The 19,543-nt window shown below is 63.6% G+C and carries 16 protein-coding genes; 5 read left to right on the top strand and 11 right to left on the bottom strand.

Annotated features, from left to right (window positions below; genetic code table 11):
- Positions 1 to 4: 4 nt before the first annotated feature.
- Entirely contained in the window at positions 5 to 1,003 is a 999-nt protein-coding gene (gnd, locus tag I6F31_RS03305; RefSeq protein WP_225112112.1) for a phosphogluconate dehydrogenase (NAD(+)-dependent, decarboxylating), read from the bottom strand.
- Positions 1,004 to 1,016: 13 nt separating this feature from the next.
- Entirely contained in the window at positions 1,017 to 3,866 is a 2,850-nt protein-coding gene (locus tag I6F31_RS03300; RefSeq protein ID WP_225184677.1) for a bifunctional transaldolase/phosoglucose isomerase, read from the bottom strand.
- An 850-nt stretch (positions 3,867 to 4,716) separates the two neighbouring features.
- On the opposite strand from I6F31_RS03300, the gene I6F31_RS03295 reads away from it, so the two are divergent.
- Genes I6F31_RS03295 through I6F31_RS03285 form a run of 3 tightly spaced genes read left to right on the top strand, consistent with a single transcriptional unit; the run spans position 4,717 to position 9,503 of the window.
- Positions 4,717 to 6,660 (top strand): PrkA family serine protein kinase, encoded by a 1,944-nt coding sequence (locus I6F31_RS03295; protein ID WP_036007284.1) that lies wholly within the window; start codon positions 4,717 to 4,719, stop codon positions 6,658 to 6,660.
- Positions 6,661 to 6,690: 30 nt separating this feature from the next.
- Complete coding sequence (locus I6F31_RS03290; RefSeq protein ID WP_193375195.1) at positions 6,691 to 7,968, top strand: YeaH/YhbH family protein; 1,278 nt, start codon at positions 6,691 to 6,693, stop codon at positions 7,966 to 7,968.
- The gene (locus I6F31_RS03285) at positions 7,965 to 9,503 is read left to right on the top strand and encodes a SpoVR family protein (RefSeq protein ID WP_225146863.1); all 1,539 of its coding nucleotides are present in this window, start codon (positions 7,965 to 7,967) and stop codon (positions 9,501 to 9,503) included. The genes I6F31_RS03290 and I6F31_RS03285 overlap by 4 nt, the downstream gene beginning before the upstream one ends.
- Positions 9,504 to 9,716: 213 nt before the next feature.
- On the opposite strand, the gene I6F31_RS03280 is transcribed toward I6F31_RS03285, so the two are convergent.
- The 6 genes from I6F31_RS03280 to I6F31_RS03255 all read right to left on the bottom strand — a co-directional run bounded on the left by I6F31_RS03280 (position 9,717) and on the right by I6F31_RS03255 (position 12,523).
- Positions 9,717 to 10,157 (bottom strand): DUF1801 domain-containing protein, encoded by a 441-nt coding sequence (locus I6F31_RS03280; RefSeq protein ID WP_036027326.1) that lies wholly within the window; start codon positions 10,155 to 10,157, stop codon positions 9,717 to 9,719.
- An 11-nt stretch (positions 10,158 to 10,168) separates the two neighbouring features.
- The gene (locus I6F31_RS03275; protein WP_025034403.1) at positions 10,169 to 10,372 is read right to left on the bottom strand and encodes a hypothetical protein; all 204 of its coding nucleotides are present in this window, start codon (positions 10,370 to 10,372) and stop codon (positions 10,169 to 10,171) included.
- Between the two features lie 43 nt (positions 10,373 to 10,415).
- Positions 10,416 to 10,844, bottom strand: a complete 429-nt coding sequence (locus tag I6F31_RS03270) for an SRPBCC domain-containing protein (protein ID WP_225146864.1) — start codon at positions 10,842 to 10,844, stop codon at positions 10,416 to 10,418.
- On the bottom strand, positions 10,841 to 11,164 hold the full coding sequence (locus I6F31_RS03265) for a metalloregulator ArsR/SmtB family transcription factor (protein ID WP_036007297.1): 324 nt from the start codon (positions 11,162 to 11,164) through the stop codon (positions 10,841 to 10,843). Before I6F31_RS03265 ends, I6F31_RS03270 begins: the two co-directional genes overlap by 4 nt.
- A 249-nt stretch (positions 11,165 to 11,413) precedes the next feature.
- Positions 11,414 to 11,863 carry a DsrE family protein gene (locus I6F31_RS03260; protein WP_225184676.1) on the bottom strand — a complete coding sequence of 150 codons (450 nt, stop codon included), beginning with the start codon at positions 11,861 to 11,863 and terminating at the stop codon, positions 11,414 to 11,416.
- A gap of 39 nt (positions 11,864 to 11,902) precedes the next feature.
- The gene (locus I6F31_RS03255) at positions 11,903 to 12,523 is read right to left on the bottom strand and encodes a hypothetical protein (protein ID WP_225112117.1); all 621 of its coding nucleotides are present in this window, start codon (positions 12,521 to 12,523) and stop codon (positions 11,903 to 11,905) included.
- A 321-nt stretch (positions 12,524 to 12,844) separates the two neighbouring features.
- Here I6F31_RS03255 and I6F31_RS03250 point away from each other — a divergent pair, with 321 nt between their 5' ends.
- Positions 12,845 to 14,410: an SUMF1/EgtB/PvdO family nonheme iron enzyme gene (locus I6F31_RS03250; RefSeq protein ID WP_225139142.1), complete on the top strand. Its 1,566-nt coding sequence runs from the start codon at positions 12,845 to 12,847 to the stop codon at positions 14,408 to 14,410.
- A gap of 17 nt (positions 14,411 to 14,427) precedes the next feature.
- Entirely contained in the window at positions 14,428 to 14,874 is a 447-nt protein-coding gene (locus tag I6F31_RS03245; protein ID WP_036007306.1) for a DUF4399 domain-containing protein, read from the top strand.
- On the opposite strand, the gene I6F31_RS03240 is transcribed toward I6F31_RS03245, so the two are convergent.
- Genes I6F31_RS03240 through I6F31_RS03230 form a run of 3 tightly spaced genes read right to left on the bottom strand, consistent with a single transcriptional unit; the run spans position 14,875 to position 19,543 of the window.
- A complete protein-coding gene (locus I6F31_RS03240) occupies positions 14,875 to 15,930 on the bottom strand; it encodes a 2-oxoacid:ferredoxin oxidoreductase subunit beta (RefSeq protein WP_225184675.1) in 1,056 nt (351 codons plus the stop codon). It lies immediately after the preceding gene.
- Entirely contained in the window at positions 15,927 to 17,774 is a 1,848-nt protein-coding gene (locus tag I6F31_RS03235; protein WP_225146868.1) for a 2-oxoacid:acceptor oxidoreductase subunit alpha, read from the bottom strand. Before I6F31_RS03235 ends, I6F31_RS03240 begins: the two co-directional genes overlap by 4 nt.
- Positions 17,744 to 19,543: an FAD-dependent oxidoreductase gene (locus tag I6F31_RS03230; RefSeq protein ID WP_036007315.1), complete on the bottom strand. Its 1,800-nt coding sequence runs from the start codon at positions 19,541 to 19,543 to the stop codon at positions 17,744 to 17,746. Before I6F31_RS03230 ends, I6F31_RS03235 begins: the two co-directional genes overlap by 31 nt.

The raw sequence follows: 19,543 nt of genomic DNA, 5'->3' as shown, positions 1-19,543 counted from the left end.
CTCGTTACTTCGGCTTCGCCGCGCCCGGCTGCTTCGGCTCCTTGTGTCCGCCGAACCCTGCGCGCATCGCCGAGAGAATTTTTTCAGCGAAGGTGTGTTCCCGGCGGGAACGGAAACGTGTGTAGAGCGCCGCGGTCAAAACCTCGGCCGGCACGGCCTCGTCGACCGCCGCATTCACGGTCCAGCGGCCTTCGCCGGAATCCTCCACGAAGCCGGAATATTCCGACAGTTGCGGACTGTCGGCGAGGGCGGTCGAGGTGAGGTCGAGCAGCCAGGACGGAATCACGCTGCCACGCCGCCACACTTCAGCGATGTCGGCGAGATCGAAATCGTAGCGATGATCCGCCGGCAAAGCCTCGATATTGGCATTCCTGAGGATGTCGAAACCTTCGGCATAGGCCTGCATCAGGCCGTACTCGATGCCGTTGTGGATCATCTTGACGAAATGGCCTGCGCCGACGGGCCCGGCGTGGATATAGCCTTGTTCGACGCGGGGATCGCGGCCCTCGCGCCCCGGCGTGCGCGGAATGTCGCCGGCGCCCGGCGCGAGCGCCGCGAAGATCGGATCGAGCCGGTCGACCACCTGCTTCTCGCCGCCGATCATCATGCAGTAACCGCGGTCGAGCCCCCAAACGCCGCCTGAGGTGCCGACATCGACATAATGGATGCCGCGCGCCTTCAGCGCCTTGCCGCGGCGGACGTCGTCCTGCCAGAAGGTGTTGCCGCCGTCGATGATGACGTCGCCTTCCTGCATCACGCCGGCGATCGTCTCGATCGTGGTCTCGGTGATGCGTCCTGCCGGCAGCATCACCCAGGCCGTGCGCGGCCGCTCCAGCTTGGCGACGAACTCTTCCAGCGTCGCCGAGCCGACCGCGCCGTCGGCGGCAAGGCCGGCGACGGCCTTGGCGTCCTTGTCGTAGACCACCGTCGAATGCCCGTGCCGCATCAGGCGGCGAACGATGTTGCCGCCCATTCGGCCGAGGCCGATCATGCCGAGTTGCATCTGCATTATTCCTTTAGTTCAGCGCGTCGTTGAGCGCTGCATTGAGCGCGGCAAGGCCTTTCTTGAGCCCACCCTTCAGGTGCACCCGCAGCGCACGCCGGCCGCGTTCCGTCAGCACGTCGAAATCGCCGCGCGCCTGCGCCGCCTTGATCACGCCGAAGCTCGCCTTCTGGCCCGGCACAGGCAGGTCCTTGGCGTCATCGGCGGTGATCTGGAGGAAGACGCCGCTGTCGGGCCCGCCCTTGTAGGCCTGTCCCGTCGAGTGCAGGAAGCGCGGGCCGAACTCGGCGCAGGTCGCGACATGCCGCTTCTCGCGCACCTCGAGGCGCATGGCCTGAAGCGCGTCGATCGTGGCCTTGTCGCGCGCGATGTAGCCGAGCAGGGCGACGTAGTCTCCGTCGTTGGATCGCGACAGATGCGCCTTCAGCCAGGAGCCGAGATCGCCATTGGCGCCGGCGGCGCGTAGCGCCGTGGCGTTGGCCTCGTCGGTGTAGAGATCGGCTTCCTTGGTGCTGACCACCGGCTCTTCCGCCGGCAGCTTGCCGGTCTTCTCGAACGCGGCGGTGAGCTCGCGGGTCTTGATCTTGGCTGCTTCGACGTCCGGCTGGTCGAACGGGTTGATGCCGAGAATGCTGCCGGCCACGGCGGTTGCCATCTCGAAGCGGAAGAATTCCTGGCCGAGATGCTCGATCGACTTCATGACGATGCGCACCACGGGGTGACCCGCCGCCTCGATCGCGGCAAGCTGGGAATCGTGTGCTGCGTCCGCTTCGCCTTCGACGCGGATGTCGATGAAGAAACGGTCGTTGCCGTAGACGGAGGGATCGCCCAGCGGCTCGCCCTCGATCGGGATCAGGCCCTTGCCCTCCTTGCCGGTCGATTCCGCGATCAGCTGCTCAGCCCAGGCGCCGAAATCGGCGATCTTCTTCGACGCCAGGATCGTCACCTTGTCGCGGCCTTCGAGTCCCGCGAGACCTATGGCAAGGCCGAGCTGCACGCCCGGGTTTTCGGACGGCGGCACATCGGGGCCACAGGAGCGGGCCATCGCCAGCGCATGCTTGACGAAGCTCTTGACGTCGATGCCCGCGGTTGCCGCCGGCACCAAGCCGAAGGGCGAGAGCACCGAATAGCGTCCGCCGATCGAGGGCTCGCCATGGAAGATGCGGGCGTAGTTCAGCTGCTTCGCCGCCTTCTCCAGCGACGAGCCGGGGTCGGTCACCGCGATGAAGCGATGCCCGGTCTTCACCTTTGCACCCACCGCCTTGGCAACCTGCTCGTGGAAATAGTCCTTCATCGCGTTCGGCTCGGTGGTGCCGCCGGACTTGCTGGAGACGATGAAGACGGTGTTGGCGATGTCGATCTTCGCCTCCATCGCCCGCACCTGTGCCGGATCGGTGGAGTCGAGCACATGCAGCTTGGGGAAGCCGGGCTTCTTGCCGAAGGTCTCCGCCAGCACCTCGGGGCCGAGGCTGGAGCCGCCCATGCCGAGCACGACGGCGTCGGAGAATTTCTGGCCCTTCACGCGGCCCGCATAGTCCTCGTAATCGGCAATGTCGGCCTTCGCCGGGCTGTCGAGCCAGCCCAGCCATTTGTCCTCGTCCGCGCCGGTCCAGACCGACTTGTCGCGCTGCCACACCCTGCGGATCTTGGCCGACGCCCGCCATTCCTCCGTGGTCTTGGCCAGCGCCTTGCCGAGCGCCTCGCCCAGCGAAAGCTGCTGGCGGTCGAGTGCGGGCCCGAGCACGACGGCGCGCTTGTGGGCGACGGCGCCGTAGAGCTTGTCGGCGGCATCCGCAAACAGCTTGACGCCGTCCTTGACCAGCTCCTCGGCAATCGCATCGAGCGAGATGCCGGAGCGCTCCAGCTCCTCCAGCACGCGCTTCGCGTCCTCGACGTTCTCCTCCAGGCTGTCGCGCGGCTTGCCGTGGTCGCGGAACGCATCCAGCGTTGCCGGCGGCACGGTGTTGATGGTGTCGGGGCCGATCAGCTCCTCGACATAGAGGACGTCGCTGTAGTCCTTGTTCTTGGTGCCGGTGGAGGCCCACAGCATGCGCTGCGGCTTGGCGCCCTTGGCGGCGAGCTTCTCCCAGCGGGGGCCTGCGAACAGGCGCTTGTAGTCCTGGTAGGCGAGCTTGGCGTTGGCGATCGCCACCTTGCCCTTGAGCGCGGCGAGACGTTCCTTCTCGGACGGATCGTTGGCGCGGGCGATCTTCTCGTCCAGCTGCTTGTCGACCACCGAATCGATCCGGCTGACGAAGAAGCTGGCGACGCTGGCCACATGCGACGGATCGCCGCCGCCGGCGACGTAGGTCTCCAGACCGGCGATGTAGGCCTCGGCCACCTCGAGATAGACGGCCTTGGAGAACAGTAGCGTGATGTTGATGCTGATGCCCTCGCTGATCAGCTGCTCGATCGCCGGCAGGCCCTCCGGCGTCGCCGGCACCTTCACCATCAGGTTCTTGCGACCGACGTCCTTCCAGAGCCGCCGCGCCTCCGCGATCGTGCCCGATGTGTCCATGGCGAGATAGGGCGAGACCTCCAGGCTGACATAGCCGTCGCCGCCCTTGAGGCGGTCATAGACCGGGCGCAGCACGTCGGCGGCGTTCTGGATGTCCTCGATCGCAACGGCCTCGAACAGGTCGGCCACGGTGCGGTCGCCGCGCTTCAGCGCCTTGCCAATCGGGGCGTCGTATTCGTCCGAGCTGCCGATCGCCTTCTCGAAGATCGACGGGTTGGAGGTGACGCCCTTGACGCCGTCGGTGTCGATCAGCCGCTTCAGGTCGCCCTTGGCGATGAAGCCGCGGGCCAGGAAGTCGAGCCAGACCGCCTGTCCGTGCTTTTCCAGTTCTTTGACGGGATTCATGATGCTTATTATCTCCAAGCCTGCGGACGAGGGGTTTTCGCGAAGGTCTGACGCGCTATCCTCTAGCCTACATGCACCCGGGAGGGAACCAATCAAGGGTGCGGGAGTCATACCCTCCAGTGCAACTCCGTCGCGATCATGGCGATCCAGACGGGCAGCTTACTGTTGCGTAAAGGTCGTCACCATCCGGCCGATCTTAGCGCCTCGCTGCCCAGCGGGCATGTCGTCGTCATCCACTCCTTCGCATCCGCGCTCTCCGTATCGACAATGAATTTCTGCCACGGGGTTCGATAGCGGAGATCTTGCTCGAAGATTGCCCCGGTCACGAAATGATCGTGCTGAGGCCGACGCCGGACATGCGAAGAGCTCCGCAGCATCCCAAGCTGGCCGTTACGCACAGAACGATCGCGTTGTCATCCGTCGGGGTGGGCCTGGCCTGGCAGCGACTGTGACACGGTGCTGCGCGTTGCCGCGACGTACAGGCCGCCAGCACACCGCATTGCAGCAGGAAGATGAACGGGGACCGCAAGGCTTCGCCGTACAAGCGTCATAAGATCGCCGCTCCCGGCCCGCTATGCTGCATTGCCGGATGGGGCCATCCCCGGGAACGCCCGGATGTGGCGACCGAGTGACATTTTCTGGAAATGAGCCAGAATAGACAGAGATTCGCACAAATTACAGGCAGGTGCCTGTTCGTAACTCATGGAGTGCCTACGTTGTGCGTTGCGTCGAGTCGGCACCCGGGTGTCCAATGACTGTCATGTGCTCACGCTGATTCGAAACGGCCTGAGGAACGGTCCGGTAACTGCTTTCGTTTCAGCTTGTAGCGGAACTCACGCGGAGAGGGATCATGTACAACGATTCTCTATTCAACGCTTTCGCTCGGTCGTTCGAGGCGAGAAGCCAGCACGACATGTCGATGGCGGAATATCTGGAATCGTGTCGAAGCGATCCCATGAAATACGCGAACGCGGCTGAACGACTGCTAGCGGCGATCGGTGAGCCTCAGACGATTGACACGGCCAAGGACCCACGCCTTGGCCGTATTTTTTTGAACCGCACCATCCGCACCTATCCAGCCTTCGCCGGCTTCTACGGCATGGAGGAAACCATCGAGCGCATCGTCGGTTTCTTCCGCCATGCGGCGCAAGGTCTCGAAGAGCGCAAGCAGATCCTCTATTTGCTCGGCCCGGTCGGCGGCGGCAAGTCCTCGCTCGCCGAGCGGCTCAAGTCGCTGATGGAAGTGCAGCCGATCTACGTGCTCAAGGCCGGCGACGAGCTCTCGCCCGTGTTCGAGAGCCCGCTCAGCCTGTTCGATCCCGATCAGCTCGGTCCGATGCTGGAGGAGAAGTACGGCATTCCGCGCCGTCGCCTCACCGGCCTGATGAGCCCGTGGTGCTACAAGCGGCTCGAAGCCTTCGGCGGCGACATCTCGCAATTCCGGGTCGCCAAGATCCAGCCGTCGCGGCTGCGCCAGATCGCGATCGCCAAGACCGAGCCCGGTGACGAGAACAACCAGGACATCTCCTCGCTGGTCGGCAAGGTCGACATCCGCAAGCTCGAGACCTACGCCCAGAACGATCCCGACGCCTACAGCTATTCCGGCGGCCTCAACCGCGCCAATCAGGGCGTGCTCGAGTTCGTCGAGATGTTCAAGGCGCCGATCAAGATGCTGCACCCGTTGCTGACCGCAACCCAGGAAGGCAATTATATCGGCACCGAGAATATCGGCGCGATCCCGTTCACCGGCATCATCCTGGCGCACTCGAACGAAGCCGAGTGGGCGAGCTTCAAGGCCAACAAGAACAACGAAGCCTTCATCGACCGCATCTGCGTCATCAAGGTGCCCTACTGCCTCAGGGTCACCGAGGAGCAGAAGATCTACGAGAAGCTGATCCAGGGCTCCGAGCTCGCCTCGGCTCCTTGCGCGCCGTCGACGCTGGAGACGTTGGCGCGGTTCTCGGTGATGTCGCGCCTGCGCAAGCACGAGAACTCCACCCTGTTCGCCAAGATGCGGGTCTACGACGGCGAGAGCCTGAAGGAATCCGATCCGAAGGCGCGCAGCGTCCAGGAATATCGCGACGCCGCCGGTGTCGACGAGGGCATGGATGGCGCCTCGACCCGATTCGCCTTCAAGATCCTGGCTGCGACGTTCAACCACGATCCGCAGGAGGTGGCTGCCGACGCCGTGCATCTGATGTACGCGCTGGAGCAGGCGATCCGCCGCGAGCAGCTGCCTGAGGAGACCGAGAAACGCTATCTCGAGTTCATCAAGGCCGAGCTCGCGCCGCGCTACGCCGAGTTCATCGGCAACGAGATCCAGAAGGCTTATCTCGAATCCTACTCGGATTATGGGCAGAACCTGTTCGATCGCTACGTCGACTATGCCGACGCCTGGATCGAGGACCAGGACTTCAAGGATCCCGATACCGGCCAGCTGCTCGATCGCGAGCTTTTGAACCAGGAGCTGACGAAAATCGAGAAGCCGGCGGGCATCGCCAACCCCAAGGATTTCCGCAACGAGGTCGTCAAATTCTCGTTACGCTCCCGGGCCCAGAACGGCGGCAAAAACCCGACCTGGACCTCCTACGAGAAGATTCGCGATGTGATCGAAAAGCGGATATTCTCCCAAGTCGAGGACCTGCTTCCGGTCATCTCCTTCGGGTCGAAGAAGGACGGCGAGACGGAGAAGAAGCACGGCGAGTTCGTCGCACGCATGGTGGAGCGCGGCTATACCGAACGTCAGGTTCGCCGGCTCGTCGAATGGTACATGCGCGTGAAGCAGGCCGGTTGAGGCGGATGGGAGGCGAATGGTAAAGTGCCCATTCACATTATTGACAGGCGCCTGAATCCAGGCGGCAAGAGTCTTGAGAACCGCCAGCGGTTCTTGCGTCGGGCCAAATCCCTGGTGCAGGGCGCCGTCAAGAAGACCTCGCAGGAACGAGACATCAAGGACGTCCTGGAGGGTGGTGAGGTCACGATTCCACTCGACGGCATGCACGAGCCGCGTTTCCGCCGTGAAGGCGGGACGCGCGACATGGTCCTGCCCGGCAACAAGAAGTTCATTGAAGGCGACTATCTCCAGCGCTCCGGCCAGGGCAGCGCCAAGGATTCCGGTCCCGGCGAAGGCGACAGCGAGGATGCCTTCCGCTTCGTGCTGAGCCGCGACGAGTTCGTCGATCTGTTCCTCGACGACCTCGAGCTTCCGGATCTCGCCAAGCGCAAGATCGCGCAGACCGAGAGCGAAGGCATCCAGCGCGCCGGCTACACCATGACCGGCTCGCCCGCCAACATTTCGGTGAGCCGGACGGTGAAGCTCGCGCTCGCCCGCCGCATCGCGCTCAAGCGTCCGCGCAAGGACGAGATCGAGGAGCTGGAAGCCGCGATCGAAGCCTGCACCGACGAGGACGATCGTGCGGCTCTCGTGGCCCGGCTCGAAACGCTGAAGGCGAAGTCCAAGCGCATCCCCTTCATCGATCCGCTCGACATCCGCTACCGGCGCTTCGAGACGGTGCCCAAGCCCGTCGCGCAGGCCGTGATGTTCTGCCTGATGGACGTCTCCGGCTCGATGTCCGAGCACATGAAGGACCTGGCGAAACGCTTCTACATGCTGCTCTACGTGTTCCTGAAGCGGCGCTACAAGCACGTCGAGATCGTCTTCATCCGCCACACCGACCGCGCCGAGGAGGTCGATGAGCAGACCTTCTTCTACGGTCCGGCCTCGGGCGGCACGCTGGTCTCCAGTGCGCTGCAGGCGATGCACGAGATCGTGCGCGAGCGCTTCAACCCGTCGGATTGGAACATCTACGCCGCGCAGGCTTCCGACGGCGACAATTCCTATTCCGACGGCGAGCTCACGGGGCTCCTCTTGACCGAGAAGATCCTGCCGGTCTGCCAGTTCTTCGCCTATCTCGAGGTCGGCGAGGCCGGCGGCAGCGCCTTCGATCTCTCCGACTCCTCGCTCTGGAGCCTCTACGAACGCCTGCGCAACAGCGGCGCCCCGCTCTCGATGCGCAAGGTCTCGGAGCGCAGCGAGATCTTCCCGGTGTTCCACGATCTATTCCAGCGCCGCGACACTGCCCAGGAGAAGGCCGCTCCATGAAGGAACGTTTGTTCGAAGGCGCCGATTGGGATTTCCACACCTTGCAGCGCATCACCGATGCCTGCGAGGAGGTGGCGCTGAAGGATCTCGGCCTCGACGTCTATCCGAACCAGATCGAGGTCATCACCGCCGAGCAGATGCTGGACGCCTATTCGTCGGTCGGCATGCCCCTGTTCTACAAGCACTGGTCGTTCGGCAAGCACTTCGCGTTCCATGAGGCGTCCTACCGCAAGGGCCTGATGGGGCTGGCCTACGAGATCGTCATCAACTCCTCGCCCTGCATCTCCTATCTGATGGAGGAGAACACGGCGACGATGCAGACGCTGGTGATCGCGCACGCCGCCTTCGGCCACAACCATTTCTTCAAGAACAATTATCTGTTCAAGCAGTGGACCGATGCCGACGGCATCCTGGACTATCTCGACTTCGCCAAGAACTACGTCATGCAGTGCGAGGATCGCTATGGCCGCATCGAGGTCGAGCGCACGCTCGACGCCGCGCACGCGCTGATGTCGCACGGCATCGACCGTTATCCCGGCAAGAAGAAGCTCGATCTGCGCGCCGAGGAGAAGCGGGCAGGGCGTCGCCGCCAGCACGAGGAGGAGGTCTTCAACGATCTCTGGCGCACCGTGCCGAAGGGCGCCGCCAAGAGCCGCTCCACGCTCAGCATCGAGCGCCGCCGCAAGCTGCTCGGCCTGCCGCAGGAGAATTTGCTGTATTTCCTGGAGAAGAGCGCGCCGCGTCTGGCGCCCTGGCAGCGCGAGCTGCTCCGCATCGTTCGCCACATCGCGCAATATTTCTATCCGCAGAGCCAGACCAAGGTCATGAACGAGGGGACGGCGACCTACGTCCATTATCGCATCATGACCAAGCTGCACGAGCAGGGTCGCATCAGCGACGGCAACTTCCTCGAATTTCTGGGGTCGCACACTAATGTGGTGTTCCAGCCCGAATTCGACGACCCGCGTTTCTCCGGCTTCAACCCCTACGCGCTCGGCTTCGCGGTGATGCAGGACATCGAGCGCATCGTCGCCAATCCGGAAGACGAGGACCGCGAGTGGTTCCCCGACATCGCCGGCAAGGGCGACGTCATGGGCGTGCTGCGCGACGTCTGGGCCAATTACCGCGACGAAAGCTTCATCGGGCAGTTCCTGAGCCCGAAGTTGATGCGGCACTTCCGCATGTTCCATCTGCACGACGATCCCGAGGAGCGCGCCGGCATCCGGGTCGACGCCATCCACGACGAGCGCGGTTTCCGCCGCGTCCGCCGCGAGCTGGCGCGGCAGCACGATGTCGGCTTCATCGATGCCAATATCGAGGTGGTTGACGTCGATCTCTCCGGCGACCGCCGCCTGATCCTGCATCACCACGTCATCAAGGGCTCGCAGCTCAACGAGACCGACGCCAAGCGCGTGCTCCAGCACTTGGCCGATCTCTGGACCTACGACGTCGCACTGATCGAGGTCGACGCCAACGACAAGGTCCTGCGCGAATACGTCGTCAGCCCGCGCCCGATTCCCGCCGCGGTGGCGTGACGGGGGCTGCCTAAATGGGGCACCACGCGAGATGCGCATTGATGTGCCCTCGCCCCTTGCGGGAGAGGGCAGCGACGCCGGCAGACATAAGCTCACTGGGGTGAGGGGTATCTCTCCGCACTCTCCCGTGCCGATGAAGACCCCTCATCCGGCGCTTCGCGCCACCTTCTCCCGCAAGGGGAGAAGGAAGGCGCTTGTGGCGGCCCATCGCGTCTACGAGGCTGATCGCTTCCCCGGCTTCTTCTTGCTCGCATTCAGCTCGACCGCCGCGCGGATCAGCGCCTTCAACGCCTTCTCGTTGATCGTTTCGCCCTCGCGAATATCGATCGCGCGGCGCACATTGCCGTCGAGGCTGGAATTGAAGAGACCTGCGGGATCCGCCAGCGCGGCGCCCTTGGCGAAGGTCAGCTTCACGACCTCCTTGTAGGTCTCGCCGGTGCAGATGATGCCGTCGTGCTCCCAGACGGGAACACCGCGCCATTTCCACTCTTCGACGACATCAGGGTCGGCCTCCTTGATCAGCGCGCGAACCCGCCCCAGCATCTCGCCGCGCCAGTCGCCGAGCTCCTTGATCCGGCCGTCGATCAGCTTGGATGGCGAGGCGGTACCTGCTTGCTTCGCGCTGCTCGTCTTCGCCGCCACGGGCTTCTTCATCATGGCCTCGTTCACGCGTTGCTGCGGCCGCGATAAGGTAGCGCGAACAGATAGAGCCCGGTCGCGAGCAGCGGAATCAGCGGCACCAGCGCCAGGAAGCCGATCCACACGGCCTGAACCTGCATCGTCATCGCCACGATGTTGGCGATGACGGCGAGCGTGAATGCCATCGACAGCCAGCGATGAATTTGCCGAATCCACATCTGCGTGCTCATTGGTTCCTCCCGTTGGATTGATCGAAAATGGACGCCCGCGGGGCTAGCTCGCCCGCGCTAGCAAATCGTCCAGCTTGGCCAAAAACTGCTTCCAGCCGGCATGCGCGCCGCCGAACGCCTGTTTCTGCGTCGGGCGGAAGCCCGCCTGCTCGACGCGCAGATGCGTGCCCGCGCTCGTCGGCGTCAGCGTGAAGGTGACGATGCTCTTGAGGTCGAAGGCGGCGTCCTCATGCGAGAAATTCCAGGTGTAGGCCAGCATCCTCTGCGGCTCGATGGTGAGCACCTCGCAATCCAGCACGCCGCCCCATTCGCCGCGCAGATTGAAGCGATGGCCGACGACCGGCTTGAAGTCGTTCTTCATCAGCCATTCCTCGATCAGATGCGGCTGCGTCAGCGCGCGCCAGAGCCGCTCGGCGGGATAGGCAAATTCGCGCTCGATCACGACGGAGCGCGTCTCGGCGGGGGCGTTCATTGGTCCATCCTCTTCAGGAGATCGTCGAGGGCATCTAACCTTTTCTGCCAGAACCCGGCCATCTGGCCGGTCCAGTCGATCAGCGGATTGAGCGCACCGGGCTGCGCGCTGTAATGGGTCTGCCGTCCTTCGTGCCGGTCGCGCACCAGGCCCGCCTGCTTCAGGGCGCCAAGATGTTTCGACACCGCCGGCTGCGACACGCCTGATCGCGCCGTCAGCGCCCCGACCGTCTGCTCCCCCTCACGGCACAGCCGCTCGAAGATCGCGCGCCGGGTGGGGTCGGCGAGCGTTCTGAACAGAAGGTCGGGGGTGGGGGACATGCGGAATCCATAACCAGGAAGTTATGGATAGACTCATAACTGTGGAGTTATGGGTAAGTCAAGTGCGACGGGAGGATACGGCGATGGCGGGCGCAGCCCTCTCCGCGTCATTGCGAGGAGCCCTTGCGACGAAGCAATCCAGTCTGCCGCCGCGGAAGAATTCTGGATTGCTTCCGCCTTCGCTAAGGCTTCGGCGGACAAGTCGCTGCGCTCGCAATGACGGAGAGTGTGGCGCGTCTTTCGCAAATCTTACGGCCGCAAATACAGATACCCCTGCGACTGCAGCTCGGCGAGCCGCACCACGCCGCCGTTCTCGGCGTTGACGAAGCCTGGCAGCAGCTCGCTCAGCGTCACGTTCTGCGCTTTCATCGTGTTGCCGCAGGCGGCGAGCTCGATGCCGCCCTGGGAGAAGTCACCGACGCGCTTGCTGACGTCGGGGTTGGCCTGCGCCGAGTGAAACGCCTTCAGCGCCGGGCCGTGGATCACCAGCGCGATCGTCACATGCTCTGGGCCGCCGACCCCGTCGATGTGGTTCTGGATATTGCCGAGCACGAAATGGACCTTCTCGGCGTCGCTGAGGTGATAGGCGACTTTCAGCTTGCTACTCGCGCTCACTTCCGTCGCGGCTCTGGCGCCGGAGGCGTCGAGTGCTGCGCCCAAAGCCGAGACGGCGCTCCACAAGATGCTGCGGCGGTTCATGGCATTCTCCCTGGATTGCCTGACATTGCCGCAGGCATATCACTTGTGGCGCAGCGCCGCGAGTTCCTTGCGGTCGGTCACCAGCGAGGCGCACTCGCGATTGTCGGCCCGGTCGAGCCGGAAAATCTTGTCGTCGGCGCCGGCGGTCAGCGAATGCTCGGCGTCATCGTCCGGCTTGTTGTTCTGCCAGACCCTGACACGTTCGAGCCGGACGATCGCGGACTTGTCGTCCTTGGAGAGCGCAACGCCGATGCCGCCGCCATCGCAGTCGACGCCGCAGCCGAGGCGCACCTCGTCGCTGCTCTTTGTGAATACGGCGTGGTTGCACGAGCCGCTGGAGTCGAAATCGCCGCTGCGATGACGGTACCTGAAGCCGAGGCGGAAGGAATGGTGAAGCTCCTTGTCCTCCTTGTCGAATTCCGCGGAGATCAGCAGCTTCATCGCGGCGACCTTCTGCTTCGGATGCCGCGCCAGATGGTCGGCATCGTAGCGGCGGACGAAGCAGGCATAGGCCTTGTCGCCGGGAGGCTTCGCATACATCCGCGTATTGAAGGTCTCGGCCTCGGCCTTACTGGCCTCGCGGATATCATCGACTTCCTCGGCGCGGCCGACGCTGGTCAGCGCAGCAAAAGTGAGGGCAGCAAGGATGACGAGCTTCATAAGGGCCTCGTGCACACGACAATTTCGTCGCAGCAGGACAGAGCTGCTGTCTGTTAGACGCAGAATTGGTGACCCGCGTTCAACCGTCGCAAGCCGCTCGAGCGGTGGTCGCGGTGCGGATTCGCGCAACTCGCTTCACGCTCCGCCTTAGTCACTGATGGGCTCGAGAAGGTTCAAGCGATGAAGCGGGCGGCTCTTCGGAACTTGAAGCCTGCAATCGCTGCGACATTGTCTCGGTTCGTCAATGTGATAGCCTTCACAGACGATCGCCTTTGGCGGTCGTAGGTTGGGGCTGCCTTGTAAGTTTGTGGAGTCCCCTGCATGGGCGAAATTCGCAACTTCAGACCCGGAAATCCCGACGAGCCGCCGCCGCACAGCGGAATGCCTCGCCGTCTCGCCGCGATCATCGTCGGCGATATCGTCTCCTACAGCCGGTTGATGCAGGCCGACGAGGAAGGCACGCATGCCCGCGTCAAGCGGATCGAGCGCGACATCATCCAGCCCAGCATCATCGAGCACCATGGAAGTCTGGTGAAGACGACCGGCGACGGCTTCATCGCCATATTCGACAGTCCCGTGGAAGCCGTTCGATGCAGCATCGTCATCCAGCAGAATCTCGTCGGCCGCAACGCCTCCATTCCCAAGCATTCCCGGCTCGAATATCGGATCGGAGTCAATCTCGGTGACGTCATCGTGGAGCCGGACGACATCTACGGTGACGGCGTCAACATCGCCACGCGTATCGAGGGCATCGCGGAGCCGGGGCAGGTCTTCATATCCGGCGCGATCTACGAGCAGATCAAACACAAGATCGTATGCGGCTATGAGTCGCTCGGCGACCGCAAGGTCAAGAACATCACCGATCCGGTGCGCGTGTATCGTGTGCTGCCGGACGCTGATGCGGTCGGCAAGACAAGAAGCCGGCGTGAGAACGTCCTGCTCTTTCTTCTGATCACGGCATTGCTGGTGATTGCCGGCTACGTGCTTTGGTACGTGCTGGTGCAGCACCGCAGCCAGGTGGGGCAACAGGCTGCCGCTCCCCCGATCGCGGCGCCGTTGGCTTCGCCGACGCCGCAATCCGTTCCGTCATTACCGAGCCCGGCAGCACCGGCGCCACAAGCCGCACCCGCGGCTTCTCCGTTGCCCACAACGGTGCCACCGCCCGCAGCATCGCCTTCACCGTCTCCGGCATCCAGTCCATCGGTGACGCCGGTCCGGGAACCCGAAATGATCGCCATTCGTGGCGGCAGCTTCGCGATGGGAAGCAATGACGATCCGACCGAACGACCCGTCCATCAGGTCACGATCAAGCCGTTCTCGATCGGAAAATACCCGGTGACGGTGCAGGAGTGGAACGAATGCGCTGCCGCCAAGGCGTGCGGATTCACGGCCACTGGCAAGGACGATGCCCCGGTCAGCAATGTGAGCTGGACCGATGCGCAGCAATATGTCGCCTGGCTCGCGCAGGCGACAAAGAAGCCCTACCGGCTTCCGAGCGAAGCCGAATGGGAATATGCGGCACGCGGCGGGACACAGACCAAATATTGGTGGGGCGACAAGCTGCAGCCGGGCATGGCCGGCTGCAAGGATTGCGGTGAACTTGCGGCCGAGCAGCCGGCCAAGGTCGGCAGTTTCAAGCCCAATCCATTCGGGCTTTACGACATGGGCGGCGGCATCGATCAGTGGGTCGCAGACTGCTGGCACCGGACGTATCAGGGCGCGCCCAGCGACGGCTCGGCGTGGACTAGCCCTGACTGCGGCTCTCATGTCCTGCGCTCAGGCTCCTGGAAGAACGATTCGAGATATGTGCGGCCGTCAAACCGCGGTGGATACGACACCGGCGTCCGTTACCCCACGCATGGATTCCGGATCGCGCTCAGTCCGTAGGTACTGGAGTCAATTTGATGAAGATCGTTTCCTGTATCGCGCTCGCGGCCGCCATCGCATTGCTCCCCGGCGCGGCCTATCCGCAAGGCAAAACTGCGCCAAAGGACGCCAAGCTTTATTTCATCTCGCCGTATGACGGCCAGAAGATCCGTGGTGGGTTTTGGGTCCGGTTCGGCCTGCGCAACATGGGCGTGACGCATGCCGGTGACGACTACCACAATGCCGGCCACCATCATCTGTTGATCGATGTGAAAGACCCCATTGATGCCAAGGAGCCGATTCCGCAGGACAAGTCCCATCTGCATTTCGGAGCCGGACAAACCGAAACGTTTCTCGAGCTTCCGCCGGGCACGCACACGCTGCAACTGGTGCTTGGCGACGCCAAGCACTATCCGTTCGAACCACCCGTCGTGTCGGAGAAGATCACGATACGCGTCAGGCCGGCGGCATCAGCGCGAAGATGATCACCGCAGGCTGGCGTTGATCTTGTCCAGCACCGCCGAGCCCGGGCAGAGCATGTCCGCCTCGAGCGCGTTGAGTGGCGTCTCGACCGTGTTGAGATGCTCGTGCAGGTCTTCGGCCTCAGGGTCGACGTACAGAAGACCGGTGACGATCTGGCCCTTGGCGGCGTGCCTTGCGAGGAAGGTCTGGGCGCCCAGGCGGTCGTGCGGATCGTAATCGGCATCGATCTTGCGCAGCGCGATCTTGCTGCCGTCGTGCTGCTCGACCACCTGCACCGTGCCGGGCGCGTAGTCCACCGCAATCGGGTCGCGGCCGACCAGCACGTCGAGCCGGTTCACGGCGTCATTGTGCTCGCGGACATAGTCGAAGCTCTTGGTCGAGCCGGCATGGTTGTTGAAGGCGATGCAGGGGCTGATCACGTCGATGAAGGACGCGCCCTTGTGGCCGATCGCGGCGGCGATCAGCGGCACCAGCTGGCTCTTGTCGCCGGAGAACGAGCGCGCCACGAAGGTGGCCCCTAATTGCAGCGCGATGGCGACGAGGTCGATGGCGTTGTCCGTGTTGGTGACGCCCTTCTTGCTCTTCGAGCCGCGGTCGGCGGTGGCCGAGAACTGACCCTTGGTCAGGCCGTAAACGCCGTTGTTCTCGACGATATAGGTCATGTTGACGCCGCGCCGGATCGAATGCGCGAACTGCCCGAAGCCGATCGAGGCGGAATCGCCGTCGCCGGAGACGCCGAGATAGATCAGATCGCGGTTGGCGAGATTGGCGCCTGTCAGCACGGATGGCATGCGGCCGTGCACGGAGTTGAAGCCGTGCGAATTGCCGAGGAAATAGTCCGGCGTCTTCGACGAACAGCCGATGCCGGAGATCTTCGCCACCCGGTGCGGCTCGATCGAGAGCTCGTAGCAGGCTTCGATAATCGAGGCGGTGATCGAATCGTGGCCGCAGCCGGCACACAGCGTCGAGATCTTGCCCTCGTAATCGCGATGCGTGTAGCCGAGCGCGTTCTTCTTCAGACCCGGATGATGGAATTTCGGTTTTGCGATGTAAGTCATGAAACGGCCTTGCGGAGCGGGGTCACCTTGAGGTGGTCCTGGTGGTCGCCAATGGCCTTGGCGATGAAGCGAGCAGTGATCGGCGTGCCGTCGTAATGCACGATCGGCACCAGCCGGACGGGATCGATGCCGTTCTCGTTGACGATGAGCTGGCGCAGCTGGCTGTCGCGGTTCTGCTCGACGACGTATACGAAATCGTGCTCGGCGAGGAAGCTGGCCACGCTGGAATGGAACGGGAAGGCGCGGATGCGCAGACGGTCGAGCTGATGCCCGCGCGCTTCCAGCAGGCCGATCGCCTCGTCCATCGCCGGCGAGGTCGAGCCGAAATATATCACGCCATATTTGGTCGGCCGTTCCGCATTGGCCTGCAGCGGACGCGGCACGAGGTCCTGCGCGGTCTCGAACTTGCGCATCAGGCGCTGCATGTTGTCGGCGTAGACCGTGCCTTCCTCGGAGTAGCGCGCATAGCGGTCCCGCGACGTGCCGCGGGTGAAGTAGGAGCCCTTGGTCGGATGCGTGCCGGGATAGGTTCGGTAGGGAATGCCGTCGCCGTCGACGTCGAGATAGCGGCCGAAGTCGCGGCCTTCCTCCAGCATCGCCGCCGTCATCACCTTGCCGCGGTCATATTGCCTGGCATCGTCCCACTTCAGCGGGCGGCAGAGCCGGTGGTTCATGCCGATGTCGAGATCGAGCATCAGGAAGATCGTCGTCTGCAGCCGCTCGGCGAGATCGAAGGCGGCGGCCGCGAACTCGAAGGCCTCGGCCGGGTCCTCGGGGAACAGCAGCACATGCTTGGTGTCGCCATGCGAGGCATAGGCGCAGGCGATGATGTCGCATTGCTGGGTGCGGGTCGGCATGCCCGTGGAGGGGCCGGCGCGCTGGATATTCATGATCACGGCCGGGATCTCTGCGAAGTACGAGAGGCCGATGAACTCCGTCATCAGCGAGATGCCGGGGCCGGAGGTCGCCGTGAAGGCGCGGGCGCCGTTCCAGGAGGCGCCGATCACGATGCCGATCGACGCGAGCTCGTCCTCGCCCTGCACGATCGCGTATTTCGCCTTGCCCGTTTCAGGATCGTGCCGGTACTTCTTGCAATGGGCGGTGAAAGCCTCGGCCACCGACGAGGACGGCGTGATCGGATACCAGGCACACACGGTGGCGCCACCATAGACCGCGCCGAGCGCGGCGGCGCTGTTGCCCTCGATGAAGATGCGGTCGCCGACCTTGTCGGACTTCTTCACGCGCAGCCCAATCGGACATTTCAGGTTCTGCAGCGCCCAGTCGCGGCCGAGATGCAGCGCATGGACGTTGGAGGAGAGCAGCTTCTCCTTGCCTTTGTACTGCTCGCCGATCAGCTGCTCGATCAGCTTGGGGTCCATGTCGAGCAACGCGCTGAGCGCGCCCAAATAGATGATGTTCTTGAACAGCTGTCGCTGACGCGGATCGGTATAGGTCGAGTTGGTGATCGCAGTCAGCGGCACGCCGATCACTGTGATGTCGTCGCGGAATTTGGTCGACGGCATCGGCTTGGTGGAATCGTAGAACAGGTAGCCGCCGGGCTCGATGCCGGCGACGTCCTTGTCCCAGGTCTGCGGATTCATCGCCACCATCATGTCGACGCCGCCGCGGGCGCCGAGATGGCCGTCTTCCGTCACCCGCACCTCGTACCAGGTCGGCAGGCCCTGGATGTTGGAGGGGAAGATGTTGCGTGGGCTGACAGGCACGCCGTGGCGCAGGATCGCGCGCGCGAACATCTCGTTGGCGCTGGCCGAGCCCGAGCCGTTGACGTTGGCGAAGCGGACGACGAAGTCGTTTACGCTGCTGATCGGCTTTTTGTCGGACATGTCGAACCTGCGTGGGTCATCTCGATGAAATATTTCTGCATGTCCCAGGCGCCGGTGGGACAGCGCTCGGCGCACAGCCCGCAATGCAGGCAGACATCCTCGTCCTTCACCATCACCCGCCCGGTCTTCAGGTCCGAGGAGACGTAGAGGTCCTGGTCCGGATGCGCGGAGGGCGCCTTCAGGCGCTGGCGCAGATCGCTTTCCTCGCCGTTGGCGGTGAAGGTGATGCAATCCATCGGGCAGATGTCGGCGCAGGCGTCGCACTCGATGCAGAGCGAGGTCGAGAACACGGTCTGCACGTCGCAGTTCAGGCAGCGATGGGCTTCGCCGAGCGCCAGCTTGACGTCATAGCCGAGCTCGACCTCGGCGCGGATGTCCTTCAGCGCAACGACCTTGTCGCGATGCGGTACCTTATAGCGCTTGTCGGGCGAGATGTCGTTGTCATAGCTCCATTCGTGGATGCCCATCTTCTGCGAGGAGATCTGCACCTCCGGCAGCGGCCGTTCGTCGACCGCTTCGCCCGAGAGCATCTTGTGGATCGACAGCGCGGCGTCATGGCCGTGCGCGACCGCCCAGATGATGTTCTTCGGGCCGAACGCGGCATCGCCGCCGAAGAACACTTTCGGATTGGTCGAGGCGAAGGTCTTCGGATCGACCTTCGGCATGTGCCATTTGTCGAACTCGATGCCGCAATCCTGCTCGATCCAGGGGAAGGCGTTCTCCTGACCGACCGCGACCAGCACGTCGTCGCAGGGAATGGTCTGATCGGGATCGCCCGAAGGCACCAGATTGCGGCGGCCTTTGGCGTCGTATTCGGCTTTGACGTGCTGGAAGGTGACGCCGATCAGCTTGCCGGCGACATGCTTGAAGGCCACCGGGACCATGTAGTTGAGGATCGGGATATCCTCGTGGATCGCGTCTTCCTTCTCCCAGGGCGAGGCCTTCATCTCGTCGAAGCCGGAACGCACGACCACCGTGACTTTCTCGCCGCCGAGCCGGCGCGCGGTGCGGCAGCAATCCATCGCGGTGTTGCCGCCGCCGAGCACGATGACGCGCTTGCCTATCTTGTCGACATGGCCGAACGACACGTTGGCCAGCCATTCGATGCCGATATGGATGTTGGCGGCGGCCTCTTTCCGGCCGGGAAGCTCGAGCTCGCGGCCGCGCGGCGCGCCGGAGCCGACGAAGATGGCGTCGTATTTCTCGGCAAGCAGCGCCTTCATGCTGTCGATGCGGTGGCCGCCTTTGAACTCGACGCCGAGACCCAGGATGTAGCCGGTCTCCTCGTCGATCACGGAATTGGGCAGGCGGAATTTCGGGATTTGCGTGCGCATCATGCCGCCGGCTTCCGGGTCGGCATCGAACACGGTGCAGTGATAGCCGAGCGGCGCGAGATCGCGCGCCACCGTCAGCGAAGCGGGACCGCCGCCGACCAGCGCGACGCGCTTGCCGTTCTTCGGCCCGGGCTTCGGCAGCCGCTGCCTGATGTCGTCCTTGAAATCCGCGGCGACGCGCTTGAGGCGGCAGATCGCGACAGGATTTTCCTCCACGCGTCCGCGCCGGCACGCCGGCTCGCAGGGACGATCGCAGGTGCGTCCCAGAATGCCGGGAAATACGTTCGATTTCCAATTGATCATGTAGGCATCGCTGTAGCGGCCTTGGGCGATCAATCGGATGTATTCGGGAACCGGGGTGTGCGCAGGACAGGCCCATTGGCAATCGACCACTTTGTGAAAGTAGTCGGGGGCCGCGATGTCGGTCGGTTTCAT

The organism is Bradyrhizobium sp. NBAIM01, from assembly GCF_020194115.1.
In the GTDB taxonomy this organism is placed as follows: Bacteria; Pseudomonadota; Alphaproteobacteria; order Rhizobiales; family Xanthobacteraceae; genus Bradyrhizobium; species Bradyrhizobium yuanmingense.
Note: the sequence above shows the minus strand (reverse complement) of the source record. Positions and strands in the feature narration are given on the sequence as shown.